Origin of the sequence: Rhizobium sp. MHM7A (genome assembly GCF_005862215.1) — a bacterium.
Classification (GTDB): Bacteria; Pseudomonadota; Alphaproteobacteria; order Rhizobiales; family Rhizobiaceae; genus Rhizobium; species Rhizobium bangladeshense.
Genome location: NZ_VCHT01000001.1, coordinates 1,072,212 through 1,091,080 on the forward strand (window position 1 = coordinate 1,072,212; position 18,869 = coordinate 1,091,080).

Genomic DNA, 18,869 nt, shown 5'->3' on the forward strand with positions numbered 1-18,869 from the left:
CTGGGTTGTGTCAGAGATAGGTGATGTCTAAAATCTACTACGAATTCGCGAACTTCCTGATTTCCAGTTGGAGACTCGGACAACCCGGTCGCGATTTACCCGTTGGTCATGAACGACTTGATCGAGCCTTGGAAGCAGTGGAAAGTCATATTCCCACGCGCTTTCAAGGCGTTTTACTGTTCTGCGATAGCGCGGTCGGGCGGGTATGCCACACGCTTCCAGCAATCCTCCAGGCTGCAGCTGAAAGCCACCTGATACAGCCAATCCCGCCTCGGTATCTTAACGACCGCGTCGTAATTGGTGCAAGCCGGGCGATGGACATACTTGAAAACCTCGATATCGAAATCGAAGACGGGAAAGCGTTCGGCAAACAGCTGGCTGATGCGGTTGATCGACCGGCCAACACGCAAAAGTTTAACACTTAAAGCTGTGATATGTGTCTCGATGTCAGCTTCATGGCACGAACTGAAAACTCTGAAATTAGTCGCGACGGCGGATCATTGATATTCAGCCAACTCCGACATGAATAGCTCTTCGAGGGCACGTGATTTGGAATCCCATCGATTAAAATAGGACTCGTCGTATCCGCCGTCGCGTGCCCACTCCAGGAACTCCTTTGTAAGCTCCGGGGGAACAATGCTCTTCAGTGGGTCATTGGATAGATTGCCTTGGTGTGCCATCTTGTTTTCCTTAAGAAGCGCGAAAACAAGCGGCCCCCTGATGGAGGCCGCTCAAGGAATTCAGTTACAGACTGTGACTTCGCCTGTCGAAAACGGTGGTGTCGTCTCGCTGCTGGAAGCATTCACCACAACGGTTAGACAACCTCCAGGGGTAGTGGTTTCCAGACGATCAGCCGACAGATAACGACCGTCACGCAGTATCAGGCGTGAACCGCCTGTACGCGTGGCTTCCATGACCATCCGATTAAACGCAGCCTTCTCAGCAGCACCGACGACTCGGTCTGCCCATGGAGAATAGATATTGGACTTCGGAGCCTGGCGGTCAGGACGAGAGGAATAGGCCCGGTTGCCCGAAACAGCGCCGCCGCCGGAGTAGGTTCCCCAGCTGCTTTCATTATTCTTCAGGTTGTCGATCCGGTCACGGACGGAACCTGTGTCCGAAAGGCTCGGATCAACCGGAACAGCGCGGGTGACGGGTTCCAGAGGCTCCGCGCGAACAACGTTGGTCGAGGCAGCCGAACGCCAGTTCGGATCAGGAGACGAGGGCACCGGCATATTCGTCGGAGCAGCGGCTCCATTATTGTACGGTTGCCAACCTGGACCGGCATCCACCGGACCTTCCAGCTGTGCACCATTACCGATTGACTGCGGGGGAACGAGACTGTCGAGAGTACCGCAGCCCGACAGGACAGACGAGATGAGGCCAGCCGTCAAGATCGCGTAAAAGGATTTCTTGTTCATGATGGAATTTCCTGAAATAGGCTTCAACAAGGATTTCTTCAGTTAGGAATTTTGTCAACCATTCATGCTCCCCATTCATCGGGCGGCAGCCAATCAAGAACGGTGGGATCAGAGTTTTCCTTGCGAGCCTTGATATCCCTGGTTACGGCCTGAACTTCTTCGAGGATCAAATCCTCAATCGAAGACAGGACATATTCGGGAACGGAACATCCAAGGTTTCCGAGCTGTGAAGGTTCCATGGCCGCATAGGTGGGATCGGCAGCAATTGCAGACAACACGCTGGCTTCAGCCTCTGCCGCCTTTTTGCCGGGCTCTCCTGAGAGTCCAAGCAGCCGGTGAATAGCGTGACCGATCTTGCCTTTTGGCACGTTTCCAACAGCAGGGATGGATTTCAATCCGAAGGGTCGCGTGGGTGTGTGGTCAATATCATTGCCGTCATCGAAATCCGGGAAATCGTTGAAATTCGACACTGATGGCGCTGCCTCATCCACGAAGACGAAGTCATCATTGTCGTCTTCAATGTCATCTTGAACTGCAGCCTGGGGCTTGAAGCTCTTCTTGAAACCAGATGATTTCGGCGCATCAGGCTTCGCCGCAACAGGAGCCGCCGGGGGCGAGGGACGGGATTGCCCAGGCGCAGGCGTCGGCTTTGCAGCATGGGCCGAGGCCGCCGCCCGCGACCGTTTGAAGAAATCTGCTGGTGGTTTGTTGACGACGGCTGGCTTGATAATACCTAGATCGAGAAGGTATTTGCGCGCGGTGGTATTCGGGTGGAAACCCGACCGCAATTGTCGTGCTGCCAACTCAAAAAAATCCTGTTTACGATCCGATGGAATCTTGTCCCAAAGCCCCACGTCGAGACTGGGCGGGCAAGAATGCCATTCCTTTCTGTCGCTCATCCAGATACCATTTTGGAAGTGATCGCTTCCGTGTTCCAAGTGCCAACATAAGGCCTCGGAAAGGAGTTGATTGCAAGAAGAATTCCTTATAATCGATTGACAATCTTAAGCGGGCATAGGAAAACCGCTGGGTAATTTTATGGAGAATTCCTTGGTGGAGCGCGTATCCGGTTTTGATGAACTTGCCGATCTGTTTGGCGACAATGAAGTCGACCTGACAGCTTCGGACACCGGTTCCGTCATCATCGAGCATATGAACAAGCCGCAGGAAGCGGTTTTCTCTGCGGTCGCCAAGGACATGGTGGCATCCGGCTGGAGTATCTTTCCACAGGAATTGAACGAACGTCGTCAACCCGGTCGCGTCAACCGGAAAATGATCCGCTGGGCGGAAGAGCATAAGCTTGCGACCCAATTACCGAAAAAGGAAGCACTCGACCTCTGGATGGCGCAGTGCGGCCATCTGAACGTTGCTGTCGTTTTCGGTAAGGCTTCCGGAAACACATTCGTTATCGACATCGACGTCGTCGAATTGACCCTCAGCTTTCAAATCAGAGAGCTTGCGAACAGCATTCTAGGCCACACACCTCTCCAGCGTGTTGGTAGCTTCCCGAAGATCGCGCTTGTGTATCGCCACGCGGACGACGAGGTGATCGAGAGCCGGTCGCCGAAATTCGCGCCCATCATCAACGATGAGAACCCTAGCAATACCGACCAGGGCGTTGAAATCATCTCCACCGGCAAGCCGATGACTTTCTATGGAAAGCACTGGAAAACCGGTAACTACTTCCAATGGCTGCATGGTACACCGCAGACGCTCGGACCGGAAAAGGCTCCGCTGGTCACCGCCAAGCAGGTCGCCGACTTCATGGATGCCGTGGACAGCCTGCGCCAGTTCAAGCGCGCGAGCTTCCGTGACGACACGATCACGACCTGGGAATACGATCCGGAAGCAAAGGTGAACGTCCCGAGCGTCCGTTCAGCGGGCGGTTCCATCGACTGGACCGAGGATGACGAGGGGAAGGTCGCAGACGGCCGTGAAGCTTACCTGACACGACTCGCTTACCGTATTGTCACCGCGAACCCGAGCGTGGTGCTCGACGCGACGATGAAGGCAATCAATCAGCAGGGGCTGAATACGCTGGCGAAACATGTCGTCGACCAGTTCGAGGCAACCGCTGTCGTCGACGGGAAATGGAAACGTCAGCTCAGTCATACCGCGAGAGACAAGGTTCGTCGCGTCGCCGAAAAGCTGGCGCGCGGCGAGGTGCAGGCCTTCGTCCCGAAGAAGAACGCAGACGGCACGTTCCAGCAACAACTCCAGGCCATGTATCTCCCTGCGCAGCCTCGCAAGCCTGGAACGGACAATCTTGCATTCCTTCCGCCCTTCGTCGATCCGACGGCAGATGGCTTCGACCCGGCTAAGCCCAACATTCGTCGGCCTCTTCGTATGAGCGTCGTTCCACTGACCGACGAACAGATCGCGGCCAACTTCAAAGAGCGGGAAATCGAGGAAAACCGTGCTCGCATTGCGAAGTCCGTCTCGGAAGGTCTTTTGAAGGCTTTTTCGTATTTCTGGGACGAAGTTTACGATCAGAACCGTTGCACGACGCGTATCCATATTCTGAAAGCTCCGACCGGTGCTGGTAAAACGTCGCGCGGTATCTCATTTATCGCAGAGGACCCGCGTACCAAAGAAAATTACATGGGTCGCGATGATAAGGGCGACCTTGTCGATATGGGCCGGGCTCCGATCCTTGTCCTGATGCCGACTTACGCCAACATCGACGAGCTTCGTCATCGCGCAAAAATCCTGAACCTTGACCCGACGCTAAGCGATCACGAGCTGCGGGCCGAGGCGAAGAACATGAACCTCATTCATGAAGACGATCTTCCGGAAAAGCTCGCGGAACTGCGCCGCGATGCCAAGAAAGCCGGAATCGAAACCATGATCTATCAGGGGAAGGTTCGCGCGGGCTGCAAGATGAAGGACATGGTCGAACTGGCCATGGCTGCAGGCTTAGGCACTAGCGGCTTTTGTGAAGCCGAAGTCCCGACAGGCGAATTGGACAGTCGAACAAACAAACCATTGATGAAGACAGAAAGATGCGAGTTTTATCACGATTTCGATGGTGATAAGTCGTGCAAGACAACTTGTCCCGCCATCGAACAAAGAGCGCTCATCGCCAAGGCCCATGTTGTCTTCATGCCACATGCCTTCCTCGCGCTCAATATTCCGGAAGAATTACAAAACGTTCGCGCAGTTGTCGCTGACGAGCGCATTCACCACCTTTTCTTGCATACAACGGTTTTCCCACTCGATACCTTCAATTACGTCCGAAAATCGCCGAAACTGCTGAAGTCAGAGAAGGAAGCAGGTGTTCAGGCTGAAGATTTCGTTGCAGCTCGCCAGGAAGCCATTGCAGTTGTTCAACCTGCACTCTTGCAACGCGCATGCCCGGTTGAGGCTCTTCTTGAGATCAAGGAAAAAGCGGAAGGCTCAGACGTCTACAAAATCGTCGGATGGGTCGAAGGCGCTTTGCGATCATGCGGCGCTTCCTTGAAAAAAGACAATAATATTACACCAAAGATCACCCGAGAACTTTTGGAGGAAATCTGCAATCAGCCAACTGGCAAGTTCGTGCGCGAAGAATATCACTTCTGGAAAATCGTCCAAGAACGAATGAGCGACCGTCTAATCGACATGAACGCCATCGAGCTGAACCAGGCAAACTACCAGCCGAAAGCCATTGGCGATAGGGAAATGCGCATACAATACGTGACCGACGAGATGGAGGATGGAGAGATCAACCATCAGGTCCGTATATCCTGGCGAACGGAACCTAACTGGGTTGACCGTCCATTGCTTCTGCTCGACGCATCCGCTGCACCAAAGATGATTGAAAAAATCTGGTGCGGAAAAGAGGTCGTCGTTCATGATATCCCGGCAGCGATCAACACGAGAACCGTGGCAATCGTCGACCGCACCTATTCGAACGCTTCTGTCGTGGCCAAGCCTTCATCCAGCGCGAGGGAAAAGCTTCAGTCGGCCCAGCTCTTGAACAACCTGCGCCGCGTTCTCTCGCTGACGTCCGCCATGTATGGCTGGGGTCGTGTCGTTGCAGGTGGCTCGATCCTGGTGCGAAAGGTCATCAACAAGGAATGGTCCGGTCCGTCCAACATCGACTGGTGCCATTTCGGCGCTATGCGTGGTCTCGACTTTGCCAAATACCACAATGCCGCCGTGTCCGTTGGGCGCATGGAGCTGCCAACCCGCGTTGTCGACGGTCTCGTGGCGGCGCTGACCTACGATGATCCTGTTCCGGAAATTCCGTTCGACAAGTATGGGACCGGCAAGAATGACGAAGGCGGTGACCTCTTGGTTCCCTCCAGGGATCAGATCGTCAAGATGCGCAGCGGCCATGATCTCGTGATCCAGGTCCCGAAGTACGACGGTGAATGGGCCCGTATGATCCAGCGCCAGTACCGAGAGGAAGAACTGCTGCAGTTCCTCGGCCGTCTGCGACCGGTCTACCGTGAGGGTGAGCCGCCGATCTGGTTCAGCTTGTCATCGGTAATTCCCGAAGAAGTCATCGTCGATGACATGCTGACGCTTCAGGACCTCCTGCGGCGGGGCAGGGGCGAGCCCGCCATCTTCGAAGCCATGCGGCGCGGAAACGGCATCATCGAGGCAGAATTGACTGCTAATGTTGCCTCAGACCATTTCGGCAATCCCGATAGCGTTCGCAAACACATGAAATCGGAAGGGCTCAACAGCGTCACGGGCGATATCGATCCGCGACTGGCATGGGGCATGGTCGCACTCAAGTTCCAGGACCAGAGCAATGCGGAGCGTTATGCCTTCGTTCGCGGCGATCTGCCGGATGCGGAAGCTGCGTTGCGCAACGAAATGCGGAATGTGCTCGGCCTAAGGATCAAGAATGTCCGGAAGATAAGCCAGTCCAAGGGTCAGACCATGGCGAAGGGTCGTACCCCTGACAAGATCGAACTCGAACTCGGGACCCTTGAAGAGCGTCGGCTGAATGAAATCAAGCGGTCGGACGAGGTTGCACTGAAGGCGCTTGCTACACAACAACCCGAGCATCTGGCCCACCTGTTGATCCCGCGTGTCGAGCGACCGCTACCTGTCCTGTTGGCGACCGGTGTAAAACGTTCCGACAAGGAAGATTCCGGAGAGTACCGGATCAACTTCAGTGAAATGGCGACGAAGATCACCACTGACACTTTCTGGAAAGAGATGGGATACGGGGCCAAAACCGACGAAATGGGTTTGGTCGACAGCATCGTTCAAGGCTCCGATGAAGTGGCCATGGACGAGAACGACTACAATCGCTGGGACCGATACCTGGCGATGAGCAACGCCGACGCAACTGATGTCGTGAACATTCTGGACACATTGTTCGAAAATGAGGAAGACGAGGATGCCCCGTGGTAATTGCCACGGGGACCTCGCTCACCCTGCCTTGGACTTCCATTTCGCGTTGGCTCGCGTGATATCGAGAGGCCACGGCCGGTCTTCGATGGGCAGGGCCATATATTTCCGGATTGCCGCACAGGCATGCTCGGCATCGAGATACTGGAAACGAACCTGGAGATCGACCTCGTCCAGATCGTCGGGCCTCGGCTGCATTTGAACCTCGGCAACCCGGAAAGGCCAGTAATGCAGTTTCTTGTCTTCAGCATGCGGCTCGACCTGACGAACGAAGTTGAAATCAGCGAAGACGATCTTGCCGGGCTGGACATTGTGCGCAACGGCTTCTTCAGGTTTCATCAGCAGCGTTCCACGGATACTGCGGCCTTCGTACGGCTCCAAAGTATCGAGAACAATCTCCTTATCTTCCTTGTCCGCACGCTTGATCATCGGAATGATGGCGTTGAGCTTCAGCGTCTTGGCCGGAAGCAGCCAGGTGTCGAGCTTGGTGTCTCGTCCGACGAGTTTCTTGAGCTGATAATGACAGGCATGGCCCGCCGGAAAGATGAGGCGTACGCCGCCAACGCCGAACTTGACGTCGTAGCGGCGCGTTGCGCAGCTGAATGTCTCGAATTTTTCGACCAGCGGCTTCCATTGCTCAGGCGCGGAATCCCACAGCGCCTGTCTGATCTCTCCCGCGATGACAGACGGATCGACCTTAGCTTTACCAGCATCAAGCCTCCAGGCCTTTTTCTGCTTGTTGAAGTAGCCCCGATATTTTTGAACAACTTGCTTAACCTCGTCGTGACCGAACTCGAAGCTCACATCAAGGAGTTGTCCGTCGATAAAAATCTGTGTCGTCGCAAAATCAACTGTTGGCATCTTCGCTCTCCATTAAGGAAATCGTAAAGGAGGCAAGGGATCATCATCAAGGAATTCTCGAAATAATTCCTTTGTTCAGCGCCGATTTCTCCTTGACGGAATTCCTTTGTGGTGCAAATGTCGTTGACAACATCTGATAAGCCAAGTGTCCGTCAAGGAGAAACCATGCCCGCAAAGAAAACCTGCACGATCATCGGCTCCAATAAGGGCGGCGTCGGCAAGACCATGATTTCCTTGCTCGTCAGCCTTCTATATGCGAAGGCCCAGTATCCTCTGACGATCATCGAAATCGACAATGAAAAGAAGCTATCGTCCATGCTGCCAGCTGGCACGAACGTCATTTCCGTCGATGCCACGCAAAACATCGAGACCATCATCGAAGACCGGTTTGCGTCTGAAACCCACTTCAACAAGGTCTATAACGGCTGGCAGAACAGCGACAGCCTGACCGACCTCGGCGCGAACATGACAACCGCGCTTTTCAACTGGTTCAGCTATTGCGAAATCGGCGAGATGGCCGCTGAAGACAACATCGACTTCCGCTTCGTTGCCTGCGCCTCGCCAGATGACCAGGCCCTCAAGTCGGCAGTCGACGCAGTCGATACCGCTCACCGTGCTCTCGGCAATGCCGCAGAATATTTCGTCATCCTGAACCAGACATCCGACGGTGCAGGCTTCAAGCCGTACGAACTCAACCCCTCGTTCGTCGAGCTGAAGAAGCGCGCGGCCAACGGCTCCGTGCAGCTGATCGAAATTCCATACTGCGCAAGCCGTCTGAACGAGTTCGGCCGCGCCATGAAGCTCAACCCGATCCAGATCATCGAACGTCTGGACGAAGTCGTCGAACGTGCCGGTCTCGATCAGGTCGCTGCGCGCGTCCATAAGAAGAAGCTGATGACATGGCTGAACAATGCTGCAGAGGCCCTCGGACCGCTGCAGATCGTCGAAGAGCGCGTCCAGGTAGCTGCTGCAGGCTGAACCACTATCGACAACAACGAACTCGGGATGGAGAAAGGCATGACTCTGTCGAAAAATCTGTTCTTCTCCGACGACGAGATCGAAGCAGTCGACATGGAGATCGAGACATTGCTGCTGGCCAGAAAGCGTCAGGAAAGCCAACAGCAACGTCCAGAAGCCATTGTCCCCCTTGACCAGGTTCAGCCTCTCAGCGACACGCCTGTTGCCTCCAGCCTGTCGCCAGAAGCTGCGCCACTGGTCTTCTCCTTTCCGGCTGTCCATCAACCGTCAAGCGCGCTGCCTCCTCAGCGGTTGACGGAGGTGGACGTCGACAAGGACCCGCCGACGTTCAGGATCAATCCTGGCGTTGACCAAGCTTTGTCGTGGCCGGAACCGGAACCAAAAGTAGGCCAGCGCCGCGCGTCGCCAAAGGCACGGCGCTACAGGTTCCGCTCGAAGGGGCTGATCGTCTTCGCCGTGGCGCTCCTGATGTGGGCCATGATGATCGCAGCTGGATACGCCGTTTGGCAAAGCAATAGCCTCTTGGCCGTTGCCCGCTTCGTCTACAATCTTTTCTGAAGGCTTTCAGAAACTGACCGCCCTGACAACTCACTTCAGCTTCAAAGTCGCGTCAGCCTCGGTGTATTCTGGGCGAAGATGCCGTACGGTGTGACCGAGAAGAGCCTGGGAATCGAGCACCTCGAAATGCATCTTGCGTAGTGAATTGAATGTCACCGTCTGATGTTTGTCCGGGACAAGGCTCAAACGATATTTCCTGCTCCGTTTGCGCTTGATCCGGCTTGCAGCGAAGTTTGGCAACGTTTCATAGGTTGCCTCATTGCTCTGTTTCTCATTTGTCAGGCCAAGCGCCTCCTGGATGAGATCAGACGCTTCCTGCAGATTTCCACCCTTGAGCTGATAAAGCCGCATCAGCCCGTCGAGCGCCAATTTCAATTTATCCGGATTATTTGAAGGGTGTGGCACCGAAACATCACTGCTGAGCGCGTCAGCCTTGTCAGCGACCTCCAAAGCCCTCTGCAATACTTCAAGTTTCGAAGCAAAAACATTACGGTTATCCGTGATCCGTACACAATTTGGGCTCGGCTCGCCGGTCAGTTCGAGGTTCAGGTCACGAACTGCTTGTATAAGATTGTGAACTTCTTGCTTCATCTCTCAAACCTCAAAGAACCTAAATTATTGTCATCCGCGCCATTGATTGGGTCAAACCAAACGTGACAAGCCCGGTGCAATTTATCGCAGAACTCCTTGCGCATTATTATTTTTCATTGCTCACTTAACTTAGAGGCAGATTTTCATTGAGGTGTTCCCATGGCTGATAAAGGCGTGGCGGACCAGGGTTCCTTGGCTATTACAGCGCGCAGCGACGGGAACCGTTGGTATGGTAGAGTGTCAATTCCTGACAGTGTTGCGAAGGAAGCTGGCTTCCAGGAAGGTGTCAGGATTTCAGCACGTTGTTGCGACGGGCGAATTGTCATCCAGCAGGACGACAAGGGTCCGATTAAATTCCCAGCAAAGACGGGAAAAGGAAATCCGAGGCATGCGTTCGAGGCGGCGACAACCACGCTCGGCCTGAAGGAAATGATCCTGCCGCAGACGGCAACGAAGATACAGATCGAGGATGGCAAAATCATTCTGGTCGTCGCTGACGAGTACCTGGCTTCGGTCATCAAGCCCAGGAAGAAAACAAAGAAAGAGCCGAAGCTGAGATCGAATTCCGCTCCGGCGCGATCAACCTACTTCCCAGTGACGGGTGCCTATGGGGCCGCCGCAGCGGTGCTAACGGATGCCAACCGAGCCGGTAAACAGGTGCGGCCGATGGGAATTGTCGAGATCATCAATCTCCTCAAGGAACACGGCAAAGTCATCGAAATCTTCGGTCCCCGGATGTTCAAGATCAACAAGAAGTCGGCAACAATTTCTGATCTGCTGGAGGCCGCAAATGAGGTGACAAAGTCCAATGAAAGTAACAAAATAATCCTGATCGCTGATTGATCAGGAACGCATTGAGGCTTTGAACGATGAAGATCGAGTACAGAAAAGGAAATCTATTCGAAGGAACCGAAACGGTGATCATCCATGGGTGTAACGCCCAGGGTAAATTCGCCAGTGGTTTTGCAGGGGCCGTTCGTGAAAGGCATCCTTTTGCCTACGATGCCTATATGGAAACCGCACGATCTTCGAAACTGATTCTTGGCTCGATCATCTGGGCGAGTGAAGGAAATCTATCGATTGCCAATGCAATTACCCAGGAACACTACGGGCGGGATGGCAAACAGTATGTGAGCTACGACGCCATCCGCCTCGCCATGGAGACGATCAACCTGGCTGCACAAGACGGTATTCCTTTCTCGGTGAACCGGAATGGATTTGACCGTATTGCCATGCCACTCATAGGTGCGAGCCTCGGCGGTGGCGACTGGAATGTCATTTCGGAAATCATCGAAAAGGCATGTACGCACGTAAAACCAATAGTTTATCATATCGAACCCCTGCCAACGAGAAATTAACTCTCCCGCTACGCCCTGTGGCAATTTGTGACACAGGGCTGCCCCAAACTGTTGACAATGAGACCTTCGTTGCATAACTAGAGACGACACATGAATGTGTTCTCTTCAGTTTCTTGACGGAGTATCCAATATGGGTTGGGGCAGCAGAGGCAAAAATTACAATGTTGGCCTTCTGGAGCCGGGTCGCCTACGCGCCGAAGATTGGCAATATGAAGTTTTGAAGAGGCTGGACCGACGCAAATATAGCGGTCTCACTTTCGACGAAGCAGCTCAAAAGATCGAAGAGGCCTACGAACGGCGAGCCAGAGAGCGTGCAGGTCTCACCTCGACCGAGGAACACTACATCGAAGCACTCTGGCGCAAGGCGATCAAGGTCGCCAACGATGCAGGTGAACGGTGGATGGCTGAGAACCCAAAGGTTCTTTTTGTTGTAAATAAGGAAGATCACCAGATCGGTATTCACGGCACCATCGGACGCGCATGGCTGTCCTGGCCGCCGCGTAGAACTCCCCTCTACAAATGGATGGTCGAGAACTATCACTCGGCCAACAGGAAAGAAATCCTCCTGCCACACAAGTTCGTCCAACGTTACGAGCTGGACTTGCAGATTGCCTGCCTGGAGGCTGCCTACAACGTATTCAGGAACCAGGGCTTGACCCTTGGAGAGGTCAAGCTGATGGTTCAGTGCGACGTCGAACCGACGCTTCAGGCGGCGTAATCCACCTGAAGCGCGCGCGTAGCAATATACTCCCGCGCCACATCGACAATCTCCGCCTGATAGCGATGAGCCTCGTCCTTGACGTTCGTAACGTCGCGGATGTTCAACGTCGAGGACACAACCCAGCTGCGAGAGTCCTGGGAGAAGTCCTTGCCATCCATATGGATGCGTAGAAATAGCGTGTTCTCCGTGCCAAACATGCTGGCGAGCTGGAGCGCTTCAGAATCCTTGCCACATGTGGTGATGAGGATCGGAGCCTTGCAGTCGCCCAGGGCGGCAAAATAGAAGTCCGTCAACGCCGTCGGGCCGCGCTCGGCCTCCAGCGCGTCACCACGGTCGATGTAGGCGTAGCGTGGAGCCTTGCCGTCGAATTCCGGGCAGGGCTCATCCTTGACCTCTTCAAAGTGATCGTGACGCACATCCAGACCACGTTCGCGGTGCAGCAGTTCCTTCACTGGACGGAAGAACTCAAACACTTCGGCATCCGGAAAAGCCGCTTCCAGAGCAGCGATACCCGTATTTTTACCGGCGCGCGGAGGGCCATTGAGGACCAATACGAGTTGCTTTCCGTCTTCCATGCCACGCACTCCAAATAAGGATTTCTTCGACCATGGTCTGGCGATCTGAATGCTCTGTCAACAGAACTGCGAAGAAATTCACCGCTCATCGAAGCAGAAAAATCACGCGGCCTTGCTTTGGACAAACGTAGGAACAGGAATTTCGATTTCATGTAACGGCTTTGAAACCGGGGTGTAAATTGTCCCACCCACGTGATCTCGGTCCCAGATAAACCAGCATACTTCCATCGTCGGTCGCTTCTGATGAAGGAAATCCGGCCTCCAGGTCAGAGCTAGAATTTGGGATGGCGGGTATTTATCGTATAACTTCTTCCGGTTTTTGGCATGCCAGTAGGTAGCCTTCAGGAGAAGAGCCATCTTCTTCGGGCGAAATTGCATCAGATGATCGATAATCTTCGCGGAAATATTGAAAGGCGGATTGGTGATAATGTTCGGCGCGACCAACGACTTGGCGCGAAGAATGTCGTAAGCCGGTCCATGACCGAGGCCATATCCACGATCTACGAGATCGGTACCGATAACATGGTGACCATAGTGCTCGATCACCCGGGCAAGAGAGCCGTCGCCGCAGCAAGGCTCGCTAATAGGCCCATCGAAGGAAATGTTATCCATCAAGGCCTGCGTTACCAGGGGAGGCGTGGGATACCAATCGTCTTTTTGACGTGGCCGATCTCCTCCGGAACCACGTTTTCCACCCGCCATCGATGCGCCAATTCCTGCCGCCATTATCATGCACCTTCTGTTTCAATAAGGGAGGTAAGAAAATCCATGGTGGAGCCGTCTTTACCGTCCCCATCTGCATCGTTATCTCCTTCGATCTCACTGTCGTCTGCAAATTCAAAATCAGGCATCGCCTTTTGGGTGTAGTCTTCAGCCTTCTTGATATCGCCCTGCGTTGCAGGACCGAGGAAACCGAGATCGTCGACGTCATCCGCGAACTTGATCGCGTCATTCAGAGCGTCATTGATTTCCTTCTTGGTCGAAATCGTCCCATCCGCATCGAGCGCGGCCAAAGCATCGAGAACACCGGGAACAGCTGGGAGCTTGTCGACCATGTCATGGACGTTGCCATCGACGCTGACGCCATGACGAACCTTTCCATCGACCCTCGACGACTTGAACGGCTTGTTGTCCGAACGGCGAGGAGGTGCCGGGGCCAGGTTGGTGGGAACAACTTCTCCATCGAAGGAGGTTGCTTCGGCCGGGCGGCGCACGTTTGCGGCAGCATTGGCCTGGCGATTGGGCGGAACGGCACCAGTCTGCGGGTTCTCGATATTCCTCGGGCGACGAGCATCCCCGCTCTGATCGAGAGTGAAGTCAGCTCCAGGCATATTGCTGAGCGCTGGGTGGCTGACGTTGCCGGGCACCTGCTGCTGATAGTCAGCGGTCATGCTGTCCGTGTCGTTCACGATCTGGGCGAAACCGGCACAATAGAGGTCCAAAGCACCGTTGATGGCTTCGCTCTTTTTCTTGCCCTCGGTTAGCGCAGTATGGAACGGTTCCAGCTCTCCGCTCAACGCCAGGTTCTTGACCGCGTTATCCGCATCGTGACGCATCATTTTCGCAAAGTCGGGATCGCAGAGCTTCTCAACGATATCAGGCAACCGCTGCTGGCTGAGAATGGCTTCAACGTTCGGATGACCGACGGTGATGAAGTGGTTCGTTCGTAGAGTGAGCTTTCTCGGGTTCAGCGTCGTGTTGGGAGCCGGATAGAACATGTTCACGCGCACAAGCTTGTCGGCGAACATGATGTGCGCTTCACCCGGACCCTGAGCCTTGATGTCGAGGCCATGGATACGTTCCACTTCCTCAATACGGGCTTCCATGTTGTCAGAATAGGTCTTGCCGAACTCACCCGTTTCCCCGCTGTAGCCGGACATGTGAGTACGCAAGCTTTTGCCGCCGAGCTTGGATGCGAGTTCCATGGTCTCGGTATCTTCAGTTCCGAGCAGAACCTTTGTTCGGGTGTTACCAAGAACCGATCCGAATACTTTCTCGGAAATACGCTTCATGGCATTCAGGTCTTGTCCGGCGAACACCAAAGAAAAGCCAAGGGAACGGGCTTGCGCGGCCATCAAATCCATGCCGTCAACCATGTAATAACCAACTTCATCAAGTATAACTATGAATGGACTTGGCGATTTAGTTAGTCTATTCTCGACAATATCTTGCCAAGCGCCTTCAATTGCTGACCCAAGAGTAGAACCCATCATCCCACGGAGGGTGGCAACTACAATTTTACCAAGATTAGCGATTTCGTCAGAACTTTTTTCTAGCGCCGGAAGCATAATCAATAGTAGTCGACGGTTCAATACTACGTCGTTCATGTCAATCTCACCAAATGGCGTCTTGAAAATGTGTCCGTATACATCAGCAAGAGAGCCGAGAATACGGGTAAACTGCATTTCCAAATAACCATGTTGGTCAAGTGTAGTTTGACCTTGCTTGTAGCCTTTATCTTCCTGGAAGCCGGGAAGTGAAAGTAGATAAGACTTAATGTTGGCTCGGATATGAGTTGGGAGGTCTGTATACTGCGGCTTGGAAGGATCAGCTAGGTCAATGATCCTCTTCAGGTTCATATGGTCGCGAATTTCACCGACGTTAAGATCAATTCTATTATTATCACGCAACCAGATGAGCGCCCTCATCAAACCAGTTAACATCGCGGTGGCACGCCCCTTCCACATGGCACCATCACCGCCAACATCATCCATCAGAGATACAATCATGTTAGTTAGAGTATCTGATGCGCCGTGCGAGAACGGGTTCATTGTATTTGACAATAGTACGCCGCCGCCTGCACCTACGTCTTGGTTACCTGTCATATAGTTCATGACTAGAACGTCATCTTCGCGGCCGAATCGACGGGCGAGCGCATAGAAGCTCGCGAAGGTGTTGACGTCGCCCTTACCGTCGATGAACAAGCAGCCTGAGCCCCAGGACACCGCGTTGGAAGCAAATCCCAAAAGTGATTCCGTGTTATGGGTGACGACATAGTTGTCAGTAATAAACAGATGTTCTGGATGATCGATGAGGATACAGGCAGCTTCAGCGCGGCGAACGGGCTCAATAGAGCGAATACGAAGCTTCAGACTTTCGCTATACTGATAGTTCTGATGAACAAGCGCCAGTTTACGCGGAAGGCTGAAGAACGATGCCGGGCGAGGGTGTCGAATGGAAATGCGATACGAGGTCTTACCCTCCACGCGCTCGCCCTCTGCATTCCTGTAGAAGGTATTCTTCTCGGTCAGTTTCGCCAGACCGCCCAGGGAGCGGACTACATCCTGGAAGTCCTGTGCCATGCGGAGGCTGGACGTAGAAAAGGACAGGGAACCTGTTCGACGATCAATCGTGCCGTCGGTGTCCATCATGCCATGTACAAGGGCCCAGCGCTGCTCGATAGACGCTTCCTTGAACGCATTAGGGATAAATTTCGTATCGGATTTCGTGCCTTCCAGTCCAAGGGCCCGGAGGTTGCCACGCAAAGGGGAAAGGCCCCCGAGCGCCTTGTCGGCAGTACGGATACGGTAATCGCAGTCCGCTGCATAATCGTCCTGGTGAAGATCGTGACCGATCAGTGCCAGCTTCTTCGAGACCTTTTCAACGACATGAGGGTCAGCGCTCGGGGTCACACCGGAATTGCCACCATCACCAAGCAACGCACCCATGAGATAAGGATCAAGCGCGAGATCAGCCGCAGGCTTCTGGACTTCTTCCGGAAGACGAACCGAGAAAGCGCCCTTGTTTGAGCGGAGCAACTCTTCGATTTCCCGGGTGCGCAGCACGCGCGGAGCAGCCGCTCCAGCGCGGCTGACGCCTGGCTTGTATTTCCCGTTCCAGTGCTTGTGGTGAACCTCCCAGAGGTGTTCGCCGCAGGCTTCAGCTTCACGGCCGTCTTCGAAGGTAACCTTGAAAATATCGAGTTCGCCCTGAGGATAATAACCAAGGATCGACGCAGAACGGCCATCGGGGGTGCTGACACGGTCTCCCTGCTTGAGAGAGCCCATCTGCTTCCAGCCGGTTGGCGTATGGACCTTGGCATCTAGGGGAAGGGCTTTACCGGTACCGGTCGTACCGAGCAGCAGGAAGTGCTGACGGCAGTCGGAGTTCGTCAGCCAGACTTCCTTGCCAGAACGAACCTCGTTCCCGAGGAAGAAGATGCCCTTGGCTTTTCCAGGTGCGCCGCCCTTGCTCGGGTCAGGTTCGTTTGCGTCGATCACGTGTGACTGCATCGGAAACTTGAGCGGCAACGTCTCCGTGCGCGTCATACCAAACCAGAAGAGAAGCCCGGCTACCGCCAGGCAGATATCAGCGATGGCAGGAACGAAGTAGGCAATGGCTCCAATGAAGAAAACAACCGACGCCAGATTGTTGGGAACTTTCAGCCAATCGATGATTTTCGTCGCCGTTGGACGAGGATCGCGGACGTTGGCCGCAGCCATCATCTCCTGAAAATCCTCAACGCCTCTGATTTTTTGTTGACCGGCCATTGCAATTCCTCATCAAACACGAGAATTCCTTAATGAGGGTCTCGTGCCTGCCGCTAGATCACTGCTAAAATATTGATTCGTCAGACTGAATCTGACAAGGCCGACAGAAGAGTTTTGAAAAGAATTCCTTTGGCGGAAAAGCCACACAAAGGAGTTAGGTTCAAATTTTGAAGGAATTCCTATTGCGTTGGCGACAATTTTCGGATTAATTCCTTGTTACCGAAAACGCGCGGGCCGAAGCCCCGCCCCCTCCGGAGATTGCCTATGTCTTCCAACGTTCCCGTTACCGCCGGACGCCAAGTCGTCATGAATAAATTTAAGCGCCGCAAGAAGATAAAGACGCCGCCGGGCCATCCATCAAACGACGATCTAATCGCAGCCTTTTTCGCGAACGGTGGCAAGGTTGAAATCTGCAAGCCTGGCATTGCTGACGGTGCCATGCGCTCCCAGGACCAGGGTCTAACCTCTTCCGCATACTAAAATCGAGAATTCCCTCAACGAAAACGGCGGCGACACTTCAGCCGCCGTTTTCGTTTTTTTGTAAGCCTCCTCATCCAATAACATTCGCGATATTTCGGAGATCAACGGCGTCCACACCTCCCAGGATAGCGCGATATCTTTCATCGAAACGCATATAGACAAGCGTCGGAGTGGCAAGCGGCCGACCCGTCTCGGTCACAACCGCCCGTTCGACCTGCCGCATACGCTGATCCTGGGCATCGGAAAGAGGTGTCGGCTCCGACACCTCCGGCTGGCTCCCCGCTGGAATGAAATTGCGAGCAAGTGATCCAGCGCTACCACTGGCAAGTATGCGTTCCGTTCCAATTCTACCTTCCGGCTGACCACCCGAAAAAGGTACCCAACGCAAACTGATCTCATTCAGAAACCCACGGGTCACGCCGTAAAGGGTGGGGCTGACATGACACCATGGCGCAAAAAGGATCGTCAGAGTGCCTCTGCCATGACCCTCAGTCACACCTGGCAAGGAATTCACAGCCGCCAATAAATCAGGACCGACTGAGCGACCGACGTCGCGCGTCTGGCCATGGACTTGCGTTGCAAAAATAGCAGCAGGAGCACCTAAAATGAGCGATCTTCTTTTCAGCATTTAGTTTTCCTTGCTAAGTGACGATTTTTCGCAATTATCTTTCCAGTTCGATTATTTTACCCACGCGCATCCGCCGCACGCAACTCGCCGGTCATGACCATGAAGAAATTCCTTTTGCCGCTCCTTTTTGCTTTTGTTCCATTACATGCGCATGCAACGAACGTGGAGGGATCATGGCCACAGGATGCGCGGGGCGGATCATTGAGGAAACCTGCCTGGGTGCTGGTGGTGCCTGCAAAGCGACAGGAGGACGGAACGCTCCTCGTCTGGGATCGTAGGGATAGCTGGGTTCGGCAATGGATCGTCCCGGAGAAGACGCCAAAGGGACTGCGTACCGTCGCCATCGTCGGAGATAGCGAAGACAAACGCCTCATAGCAGCTGCTCAGATCGACAACATGCAATCCTCGGCACTCAGACAGATCGCTCGGAAATACAATGCCCCGGCAATCGCCCTTGCGGTGTCGTCCGGTGACGAGCAGGTTGTCGCAGCATGGGTTCCCGGCTACAACGCGACCTGGGACTATACGTCCGGGGGATTCGAGAACCGCAAGGCATCTCTGGAAACGATTGATCAGCTGTTCTCGGGACACCAGGCCATGGCGACCTCGGATTTCGGAGCAGAACAGAGACATGTTGAAGGCGTGTCTGTTTTAGCGGAACGTTTTAATGCTCAGGCGCAGGCCATGGAGTATCGGGTCAGGGCACCGAACATAGAGGCCGAAAACAGAATGTTGGGATCGAACCGTTTCATGGTTCTGGGCAGAGCGTCATCCGACGAAAGCGTTCTCGAAATCCGGATGAACGACAATACGCCAATCGAGAAGGCGTTGCAGGAAGCGGGACTGCAGTCCCGCTAAC

General features: G+C 54.0%; 18 protein-coding genes. 9 read left to right on the forward strand and 9 right to left on the reverse strand.

The window, feature by feature from the left end; all coding sequences use genetic code 11:
• Positions 1 to 23: 23 nt before the first annotated feature.
• The gene (locus FFR93_RS06080; protein ID WP_138392483.1) at positions 24 to 425 is read left to right on the forward strand and encodes a hypothetical protein; all 402 of its coding nucleotides are present in this window, start codon (positions 24 to 26) and stop codon (positions 423 to 425) included.
• Positions 426 to 497: 72 nt separating this feature from the next.
• Here FFR93_RS06080 and FFR93_RS06085 read toward each other — a convergent pair whose 3' ends face one another.
• The 3 genes from FFR93_RS06085 to FFR93_RS06095 all read right to left on the reverse strand — a co-directional run bounded on the left by FFR93_RS06085 (position 498) and on the right by FFR93_RS06095 (position 2,320).
• Positions 498 to 680: a hypothetical protein gene (locus FFR93_RS06085; protein ID WP_138392484.1), complete on the reverse strand. Its 183-nt coding sequence runs from the start codon at positions 678 to 680 to the stop codon at positions 498 to 500.
• 60 nt (positions 681 to 740) lie between these two features.
• Entirely contained in the window at positions 741 to 1,421 is a 681-nt protein-coding gene (locus FFR93_RS06090) for a hypothetical protein (protein WP_138392485.1), read from the reverse strand.
• 62 nt (positions 1,422 to 1,483) lie between these two features.
• Positions 1,484 to 2,320: a hypothetical protein gene (locus tag FFR93_RS06095; protein WP_138392486.1), complete on the reverse strand. Its 837-nt coding sequence runs from the start codon at positions 2,318 to 2,320 to the stop codon at positions 1,484 to 1,486.
• A 151-nt stretch (positions 2,321 to 2,471) separates the two neighbouring features.
• Between FFR93_RS06095 and FFR93_RS06100 the strand changes: the two genes are divergently transcribed.
• Positions 2,472 to 6,773, forward strand: a complete 4,302-nt coding sequence (locus FFR93_RS06100; RefSeq protein WP_138392487.1) for a hypothetical protein — start codon at positions 2,472 to 2,474, stop codon at positions 6,771 to 6,773.
• An 18-nt stretch (positions 6,774 to 6,791) separates the two neighbouring features.
• Here FFR93_RS06100 and FFR93_RS06105 read toward each other — a convergent pair whose 3' ends face one another.
• Positions 6,792 to 7,631, reverse strand: a complete 840-nt coding sequence (locus FFR93_RS06105) for a hypothetical protein (RefSeq protein ID WP_138392488.1) — start codon at positions 7,629 to 7,631, stop codon at positions 6,792 to 6,794.
• 165 nt (positions 7,632 to 7,796) lie between these two features.
• On the opposite strand from FFR93_RS06105, the gene FFR93_RS06110 reads away from it, so the two are divergent.
• Both FFR93_RS06110 and FFR93_RS06115 read left to right on the forward strand, forming a co-directional pair.
• The gene (locus FFR93_RS06110) at positions 7,797 to 8,609 is read left to right on the forward strand and encodes a hypothetical protein (RefSeq protein ID WP_138392489.1); all 813 of its coding nucleotides are present in this window, start codon (positions 7,797 to 7,799) and stop codon (positions 8,607 to 8,609) included.
• Positions 8,610 to 8,648: 39 nt separating this feature from the next.
• Entirely contained in the window at positions 8,649 to 9,167 is a 519-nt protein-coding gene (locus tag FFR93_RS06115; protein WP_138392490.1) for a hypothetical protein, read from the forward strand.
• 30 nt (positions 9,168 to 9,197) lie between these two features.
• On the opposite strand, the gene FFR93_RS06120 is transcribed toward FFR93_RS06115, so the two are convergent.
• Entirely contained in the window at positions 9,198 to 9,758 is a 561-nt protein-coding gene (locus FFR93_RS06120; RefSeq protein WP_138392491.1) for a hypothetical protein, read from the reverse strand.
• A gap of 159 nt (positions 9,759 to 9,917) precedes the next feature.
• Here FFR93_RS06120 and FFR93_RS06125 point away from each other — a divergent pair, with 159 nt between their 5' ends.
• The 3 genes from FFR93_RS06125 to FFR93_RS06135 all read left to right on the forward strand — a co-directional run bounded on the left by FFR93_RS06125 (position 9,918) and on the right by FFR93_RS06135 (position 11,834).
• Entirely contained in the window at positions 9,918 to 10,601 is a 684-nt protein-coding gene (locus FFR93_RS06125; RefSeq protein WP_138392492.1) for a hypothetical protein, read from the forward strand.
• Between the two features lie 26 nt (positions 10,602 to 10,627).
• Positions 10,628 to 11,116: a macro domain-containing protein gene (locus tag FFR93_RS06130; RefSeq protein ID WP_138392493.1), complete on the forward strand. Its 489-nt coding sequence runs from the start codon at positions 10,628 to 10,630 to the stop codon at positions 11,114 to 11,116.
• A 130-nt stretch (positions 11,117 to 11,246) separates the two neighbouring features.
• A complete protein-coding gene (locus tag FFR93_RS06135; RefSeq protein ID WP_138392494.1) occupies positions 11,247 to 11,834 on the forward strand; it encodes a hypothetical protein in 588 nt (195 codons plus the stop codon).
• Here the strand turns inward: FFR93_RS06135 and FFR93_RS06140 are convergent.
• The 3 genes from FFR93_RS06140 to FFR93_RS06150 all read right to left on the reverse strand — a co-directional run bounded on the left by FFR93_RS06140 (position 11,822) and on the right by FFR93_RS06150 (position 16,902).
• Positions 11,822 to 12,412, reverse strand: a complete 591-nt coding sequence (locus FFR93_RS06140; RefSeq protein WP_138392495.1) for a hypothetical protein — start codon at positions 12,410 to 12,412, stop codon at positions 11,822 to 11,824. The genes FFR93_RS06135 and FFR93_RS06140 overlap by 13 nt on opposite strands.
• A 102-nt stretch (positions 12,413 to 12,514) precedes the next feature.
• Positions 12,515 to 13,138: an SAM-dependent DNA methyltransferase gene (locus tag FFR93_RS06145; protein WP_138392496.1), complete on the reverse strand. Its 624-nt coding sequence runs from the start codon at positions 13,136 to 13,138 to the stop codon at positions 12,515 to 12,517.
• Positions 13,139 to 13,140: 2 nt separating this feature from the next.
• A complete protein-coding gene (locus FFR93_RS06150) occupies positions 13,141 to 16,902 on the reverse strand; it encodes a TraM recognition domain-containing protein (protein WP_138392497.1) in 3,762 nt (1,253 codons plus the stop codon).
• 264 nt (positions 16,903 to 17,166) lie between these two features.
• On the opposite strand from FFR93_RS06150, the gene FFR93_RS06155 reads away from it, so the two are divergent.
• Positions 17,167 to 17,382, forward strand: coding sequence for a hypothetical protein (locus FFR93_RS06155; RefSeq protein WP_138392498.1), 216 nt, complete (start codon positions 17,167 to 17,169; stop codon positions 17,380 to 17,382).
• A gap of 70 nt (positions 17,383 to 17,452) precedes the next feature.
• On the opposite strand, the gene FFR93_RS06160 is transcribed toward FFR93_RS06155, so the two are convergent.
• Positions 17,453 to 18,010, reverse strand: a complete 558-nt coding sequence (locus FFR93_RS06160; protein ID WP_138392499.1) for a hypothetical protein — start codon at positions 18,008 to 18,010, stop codon at positions 17,453 to 17,455.
• A gap of 201 nt (positions 18,011 to 18,211) precedes the next feature.
• Between FFR93_RS06160 and FFR93_RS06165 the strand changes: the two genes are divergently transcribed.
• A complete protein-coding gene (locus FFR93_RS06165) occupies positions 18,212 to 18,868 on the forward strand; it encodes a DUF2066 domain-containing protein (protein ID WP_171049115.1) in 657 nt (218 codons plus the stop codon).
• Position 18,869 lies beyond the last annotated feature (1 nt).

What these genes read in the sequence shown, in the direction of transcription:
- FFR93_RS06080 (WP_138392483.1), top strand. Translation starts at nt 24, where the DNA reads ATGTCTAAAATCTACTACGAATTCGCGAACTTCCTGATTTCCAGTTGG.
- FFR93_RS06085 (WP_138392484.1), bottom strand. Translation starts at nt 680, where the DNA reads ATGGCACACCAAGGCAATCTATCCAATGACCCACTGAAGAGCATTGTT.
- FFR93_RS06090 (WP_138392485.1), bottom strand. Translation starts at nt 1,421, where the DNA reads ATGAACAAGAAATCCTTTTACGCGATCTTGACGGCTGGCCTCATCTCG.
- FFR93_RS06095 (WP_138392486.1), bottom strand. Translation starts at nt 2,320, where the DNA reads ATGAGCGACAGAAAGGAATGGCATTCTTGCCCGCCCAGTCTCGACGTG.
- FFR93_RS06105 (WP_138392488.1), bottom strand. Translation starts at nt 7,631, where the DNA reads ATGCCAACAGTTGATTTTGCGACGACACAGATTTTTATCGACGGACAA.
- FFR93_RS06110 (WP_138392489.1), top strand. Translation starts at nt 7,797, where the DNA reads ATGCCCGCAAAGAAAACCTGCACGATCATCGGCTCCAATAAGGGCGGC.
- FFR93_RS06115 (WP_138392490.1), top strand. Translation starts at nt 8,649, where the DNA reads ATGACTCTGTCGAAAAATCTGTTCTTCTCCGACGACGAGATCGAAGCA.
- FFR93_RS06120 (WP_138392491.1), bottom strand. Translation starts at nt 9,758, where the DNA reads ATGAAGCAAGAAGTTCACAATCTTATACAAGCAGTTCGTGACCTGAAC.
- FFR93_RS06125 (WP_138392492.1), top strand. Translation starts at nt 9,918, where the DNA reads ATGGCTGATAAAGGCGTGGCGGACCAGGGTTCCTTGGCTATTACAGCG.
- FFR93_RS06130 (WP_138392493.1), top strand. Translation starts at nt 10,628, where the DNA reads ATGAAGATCGAGTACAGAAAAGGAAATCTATTCGAAGGAACCGAAACG.
- FFR93_RS06135 (WP_138392494.1), top strand. Translation starts at nt 11,247, where the DNA reads ATGGGTTGGGGCAGCAGAGGCAAAAATTACAATGTTGGCCTTCTGGAG.
- FFR93_RS06140 (WP_138392495.1), bottom strand. Translation starts at nt 12,412, where the DNA reads ATGGAAGACGGAAAGCAACTCGTATTGGTCCTCAATGGCCCTCCGCGC.
- FFR93_RS06145 (WP_138392496.1), bottom strand. Translation starts at nt 13,138, where the DNA reads ATGGCGGCAGGAATTGGCGCATCGATGGCGGGTGGAAAACGTGGTTCC.
- FFR93_RS06150 (WP_138392497.1), bottom strand. Translation starts at nt 16,902, where the DNA reads ATGGCCGGTCAACAAAAAATCAGAGGCGTTGAGGATTTTCAGGAGATG.
- FFR93_RS06155 (WP_138392498.1), top strand. Translation starts at nt 17,167, where the DNA reads ATGTCTTCCAACGTTCCCGTTACCGCCGGACGCCAAGTCGTCATGAAT.
- FFR93_RS06160 (WP_138392499.1), bottom strand. Translation starts at nt 18,010, where the DNA reads ATGCTGAAAAGAAGATCGCTCATTTTAGGTGCTCCTGCTGCTATTTTT.